This is a genomic window from Peribacillus sp. P4_C12 (genome assembly GCF_056402095.1).
This window is the reverse complement of the sequence record NZ_JBFUIB010000228.1, coordinates 1-5,874: the sequence shown is the minus strand read 5'-3', so window position 1 is coordinate 5,874 and position 5,874 is coordinate 1. Positions and strand designations below refer to the sequence as shown.

The window sequence follows — 5,874 nt, the reverse complement described above, 5'->3', positions numbered from 1 at the left end:
GGAGGATAAAATTAGTATTATTTTATCAAGAAAGGAGAACAATTTGGCATGATACAAGAAAAATACAAAAAACTTCAGGATATTCTTGTAAAGATGGAGACTGTTGTGGTCGCATTTTCAGGAGGGGTAGACAGCACATTTTTGCTTAAAGTTGCAATTGATACTTTGGGATATGACAACGTGTTAGCCATTACAGCGGATTCGGAAACTTATCCGTCGAGCGAGCTGGAAGAAGCCATTATGCTCTCAAAATGGATCGGTGCCAGCCATCGTGTCATTCAAACATCAGAGTTAGCCATTCCAGGATATACAGAAAATAACCAAAATCGCTGTTACTTTTGTAAAAGTAGTTTATTTGACCACTTGCTTCCTATTCTTGAAGATTATGAATTTAATAATATTATTTATGGGGTTATTGCCGATGATGCGAATGAATTTCGTCCAGGCATGAAAGCAGCAAAAGAAAAAGGCATCCGGGGACCTCTTCAAGAAGCGAATTTATTCAAAGAAGAAATAAGAGTGTTGTCTAAAGAAGTAGGTTTGCCAACTTGGGATAAACCATCATTTGCCTGCCTATCATCACGTATAGCCTACGGCGAAATCATTACGAAAGAAAAATTGACGAAAGTAGATAAGTCAGAGGCTTATTTAAAATCATTAGATATTCACCAGGTGCGTGTTCGGACCCATGAGGATACCGCCCGTATAGAAGTAGATCCTGCTGATATGCCACTTGTGCTTGAATATCACGTTTTAATTACGAAACGTCTGAAGCAATTTGGTTATAAATATGTCTCTTTGGATCTCACGGGCTATACAAGCGGGAGTATGAATTTAGCACTTAAAAAGGAAGAAATGGTATGATTGACGATATTCTAGAGCAGGTACAAAATGGTACATTGACAGCAGCGGAAGCAAAAACAAAACTTGCATCCTATGAAAATTTAGGGTTCGTAAAAATTGATCATCATCGTAAAAAAAGACAAGGCTTTCCCGAAATTGTATTTGGAGAAGGGAAAACAGCAGAACAAATTTTAACGATTGTTCAATCGTTACGGGCAAGGAATGATTCTGTACTAGTGACACGTATTTCTCGAGAAAAAGCGTTATTTGTACAAAAAGAATGTGGGGATTTTGAGTACAACGAGATTGCACGGACACTCGCATGGGTTAAAGAAAATAAGAAAACTAATGGCTCATATATCGCGATTGTGTGTGCTGGGACATCGGACTTGCCCGTTGCGGAAGAAGCAGCCGTCACGGCCGAAACTTTAGGTATTCCAGTCAGGCGTATTTACGATGTGGGTGTCGCAGGGTTGCACCGACTTCTTGATAATATAGACGAAATACGAAATGCGACTGTTTCGGTATGCGTCGCGGGAATGGAGGGAGCGCTTCCGAGCGTGCTAGGAGGCCTTGTCATGAATCCGATTATTGCTGTGCCAACAAGTGTTGGATATGGTGCGAATTTCAACGGATTATCGGCACTTTTATCGATGCTCAATTCATGTGCATCAGGTGTAAGCGTTGTTAACATAGATAATGGATTTGGTGCGGCATACAACGCAGCGCTCATTTACAAACTCGTACATAAAAAGGAGGTCAATGATGAGGACATTATATTTTGACTGTTTTTCTGGCATAAGCGGTGACATGGTAATTGGTGCTTTGATTGATGCTGGTGCCGATCCTTTTCAAATGGAAGAAGAGTTAAAAAAGCTAAAAATAGAAGAAGAATATACTCTGTCCTGGGAAAAAGTTGTCAAAAATGGTATTACCAGTACAAAATTTGATGTCATTCTTTCCAGAAAACCGGAGCACCTTCATGAACACATCCATAGCCATGAACAGCATCACCATCACGAACATAGTCACTCCAACGACCATAGCCATGATCACGAGCAAAGTCATATTCTTGATCACAATGAACATAGTCACTCCAACAGTAATAGCCATGAACACCATCATCATCATGATCACCGCACGTACAAACAAATTGTCGAGATAATCAATGAGGCTAACTTTAATGCATCGGTTAAGAACATGTCACTTGCTATTTTTAAGAAGATTGGTGAAGCTGAAGGCTACATCCACGGGCTTCCCCTCGAGAAAGTTCACTTTCACGAAGTAGGAGCGGTTGATTCGATTATAGATATAATTGGAGCAGCAATTTTAATCAATCAACTCGGTATTCAATCGGTACTTTCATCAGCCATTCCAACGGGGTCTGGACATATTCATATTGATCACGGTATATACCCGGTTCCTGCACCTGCTACACTGGAAATATTAAAAGGTGTACCGATTGCCGCAAGCGATATTCGATCGGAATTGGCTACGCCCACAGGGGCTGCAATCGCAGCTGTTTTAGCAGAATCATTTTGTCCGCTCCCGACCATGACTGTCGAATCAATCGGCTATGGAGCGGGAACAAAAACATTTAAAAATCATCCGAACGTCCTTCGCATTATCATAGGAGAGATGCAATGAACCACCCACCTAATCACGAGCATATCGATGACCAAATGATCAAAATGGAAGTTAATCTAGATGATATTTCCGGTGAATGGCTAGGCTATGTAATGGATTTGCTGTTTGAATCAGGGGCAAATGATGTTTTTTACACGCCGATTTTTATGAAAAAAAATCGACCGGGAGTATTGTTGCAGCTTCTTTGCTCACAACAGATGATTCCCGAAATGAAAAAGATATTATTTGCTGAAACAACGACTCTTGGTATCCGCTACTATCCGCTTACGGTGCACAGGCTTGAACGCTCATTTTCCAAAGTACATTTACTATGGGGCGTGGTAACGGTAAAGAAAGGGGTATATGGCGGGCAGCTCATGCAACAAGCACCTGAATTTGAGGACTGTCGGAAAATTGCTGTTGAGAACAATATACCACTTAAACAAGTGTATGAAGAAGTATGGAAGTGTCTCGGGGAGGAGAAAGAAAATTGAGTCTTGTGTCGATTCTTACATTGGATTCTAATTAGGGAAAAACATTCGTTAGTACCGGAGAATCTTATTGCAGTGGCAACTACAGCAGGCGATAAGAAAAAAATATTGCGGTCCACACTTACGGGCGTGTATTGGGGATGAGGCCATACTTGTACTCGGTTCCTTATTGATATATTAGGAAATTTCAGAGTCGTTTAGTATGACACGGGAATTCAGCGTTGTATTAGGATAGTAATACTTGGACCGAGCTGTTTTTTTACATACCGTCAGAATATCAGGCACGATCATGAGCATGAGTAACATGTTTTCTCCTTAAAAAGGAAAGCTGGGTAATACAGACTGTCGGTAACGTCCAGGCAGTCTCTTTTTATATTTATTTATTAAGATTGTCGATAAGTACCAACATTACTGGGAAGCCCTCATCAATGTAAAGATTTTTTCTGGTCTGGTACAGACAGGGTGATTTATTTTGGAAAGCACCCAATAGCAAAAGCCCCTCGTACTATGTGCCATGAGTTCAGAACGACGCCGAGATGCTTTCAGTCGGGGGGACTTTGAAATGCCATTCCCTTAATACAACAGGAATGATTGTGGTTGCGCCATTCATTTCAAGGAAATTGCCGCTTGAAGAAATTTTGAAGGATTTTGGATTAATGGAGATCCCGGATGTATCTTTAAAGATATTTTTTCGCCCAAATAAACGAAAGAGGTGAAGATATGGTAGTTAATTTATTTGGATTAGAGGGAAAAGTGGCAGCCGTGACAGGGGCTACTAGAGGAATAGGACGTTCTATGGCTATAGCATTAGCAGAAGCGGGTGCAAACATTGCATTACTTCAGCGTTCGGTTGAACAAGTGGACGTAAAGTACGAAATTGAAAACTTAGGAAGAAAATGCTTGATTATTCCCTGTGATTTAGAAGATTTGAATCAAGTAAAGGAAGCAATTCCTAGTGTCGTCGCGCATTTTGGAAAGATTGATATTTTAGTTAATAATGCTGGTATTCAGCGCCGCTCACCTTCAGTCGATTTTCCAGAATCCGATTGGGATGATGTGATCCAGGTAAATTTAAAAACCGTTTGGCTTTTGTGTCAGATGGCAGGTCGCTATATGGTTCCACAAAGAAAAGGGAAGATTATTAATATGGCCTCTCTGCTCTCTTTTCAAGGGGGATTAACCGTCCCAGCGTATGCAGCAGCAAAAGGCGGAGTAGCACAGCTAACAAAAGCGTTGTCTAATGAATGGGCACAATACAATGTCAATGTAAATGCCATTGTTCCAGGTTATATAGCAACAGATATGAATGAGGCTTTAATCAATGATGCTGCAAGAAACAGGCAAATACTTGAACGAATTCCAGCGGGGCGCTGGGGAAACTCGGAAGATTTTAAGGGGGCTGTTGTATTCTTAGCTTCAGAGGCAGCAGGTTATGTTCATGGTCATTTATTATCTATTGATGGTGGATGGTTAGGCAGATAATCTTCAAATGTGTTATATCTGGCGGAAATTTAAATTTTCGTAGAAAGACAGTTATGTATTTGCTTAACCCGTTTTAGAATCCTAATAAAATTATGATCTTATAATTAAATTACAAAAACAAAAAAAGAGGGATATTATTGAAATGAAGTTATATTTTCAGAAGGTTTGTAAATGAAGGATTGCTCAAAAATCAGTATATTTTCCTCATATTAAAAATTATTGAAATTACCTGCTGAGTGAATCCGCAATAAATATTAAGTGTCGAGGGGACAAAATACGTAAAGGTGAATTAAACATTTTGAGACCATTAACTTTCAATATATGTACTTTATTAATTGTACTATTTTGGAAGGTTAATGGTCTCTCAATTTATAAGGTTAGCCCCCAGACCCCTATTGTATAAGTTCGAAGTCTGTTAATGGATTATAGACTAGCAACATCTTCAATCTAAGTTGATTGCAACTATGCAGATATACCTTTATTTTTTCTCTGAAGAATCCATATTTCTAATGCCCCCGATCCAAGCAAGACTCCTGAAATAATGAAGATAAGACCCAAGAAATGTGCAGGAACAATGGCTTCATTAAGAAAAATGGCTGCCCCGACTAAAGAAAATAAGGTGTTTAAATTAAGAAATATAGAGGATTYGGCCGCACCAACCTTACCAATGGCGTAATTATAGCTCATATGCCCAAGTGCTGTGGCAATTACTGCTGAGAAAATGAAAGCTACCCATATGGAAGGTGGAGCAGAAGCGAGTAATGCTAAGCCATCTGGTTCCTTCCATAAGCTGATGGCGAAAAGAATAAAAGATCCTATTAACATCATATAGCCGGTTAATAAGCGTGGATCCATTGTTTTTGAAGCTTGATTAATTAAAATAAAACTTAACGCTTGTGAAAGAATGGAGAGTAAGATATCYACATCTCCCAGATTAATAGAATGAATACCACCGCTTCCTGCCAAAACGGTAAAACTCACACCAAGAGCACCACAAATAAAACCAAGAAATCGGATAATTGTGGGCTTTTTACGGAAAAATATCATTGATAAAATGACTGTTAAAATTGGCCCCATTCCCAAAATCAATCCAGCATTTGTAGCTGACGTTTTTGTTAACCCTTCCGCTAAAAAATAATGATGAAAAACGACACTTAAAAGGGCCCCTCCGAAAACGTAAAAAAGTTCGTTTTTTTTAGGGAGACGTATTAGACCAAGAAAGTAGAGGATAAGGCAAACTATTAAAGAAGCCGCAAAAATTCTTAAAGAGGTAATTGTCACAGGTTGAGTATGTTCAACTAAAATTTTAATAACAGAAACGTTTAACCCCCAAGTAATCATGATTCCGATAAGTAGGATGTAGATTTTTAAATAGCTCATTCAAAACAACCTTTCAAACAAATTTAACAATTGATATATTATACAACTATCC

At 39.1% G+C, this 5,874-nt stretch carries 6 protein-coding genes; 5 read left to right on the top strand and 1 reads right to left on the bottom strand.

What is annotated here, in order from left to right; genetic code table 11:
- The first annotated feature begins 48 nt into the window (after positions 1 to 48).
- The 5 genes from larE (at position 49) to AC1DUW_RS19560 (ending at position 4,442) form a co-directional block, all read left to right on the top strand.
- Positions 49 to 864 (top strand): ATP-dependent sacrificial sulfur transferase LarE, encoded by an 816-nt coding sequence (gene larE, locus AC1DUW_RS19580; RefSeq protein ID WP_053346436.1) that lies wholly within the window; start codon positions 49 to 51, stop codon positions 862 to 864.
- On the top strand, positions 861 to 1,628 hold the full coding sequence (gene larB, locus AC1DUW_RS19575; protein WP_053346435.1) for a nickel pincer cofactor biosynthesis protein LarB: 768 nt from the start codon (positions 861 to 863) through the stop codon (positions 1,626 to 1,628). Before larE ends, larB begins: the two co-directional genes overlap by 4 nt.
- A complete protein-coding gene (larC, locus tag AC1DUW_RS19570) occupies positions 1,609 to 2,490 on the top strand; it encodes a nickel pincer cofactor biosynthesis protein LarC (RefSeq protein WP_477643255.1) in 882 nt (293 codons plus the stop codon). The genes larB and larC overlap by 20 nt, the downstream gene beginning before the upstream one ends.
- Positions 2,487 to 2,963 carry a nickel pincer cofactor biosynthesis protein LarC2 gene (gene larC2 / locus AC1DUW_RS19565; protein ID WP_252432312.1) on the top strand — a complete coding sequence of 159 codons (477 nt, stop codon included), beginning with the start codon at positions 2,487 to 2,489 and terminating at the stop codon, positions 2,961 to 2,963. The genes larC and larC2 overlap by 4 nt, the downstream gene beginning before the upstream one ends.
- Positions 2,964 to 3,680: 717 nt before the next feature.
- The gene (locus AC1DUW_RS19560; protein ID WP_477643254.1) at positions 3,681 to 4,442 is read left to right on the top strand and encodes an SDR family NAD(P)-dependent oxidoreductase; all 762 of its coding nucleotides are present in this window, start codon (positions 3,681 to 3,683) and stop codon (positions 4,440 to 4,442) included.
- Positions 4,443 to 4,904: 462 nt separating this feature from the next.
- Here AC1DUW_RS19560 and AC1DUW_RS19555 read toward each other — a convergent pair whose 3' ends face one another.
- A complete protein-coding gene (locus tag AC1DUW_RS19555) occupies positions 4,905 to 5,822 on the bottom strand; it encodes a DMT family transporter (RefSeq protein WP_477643253.1) in 918 nt (305 codons plus the stop codon).
- Positions 5,823 to 5,874 lie beyond the last annotated feature (52 nt).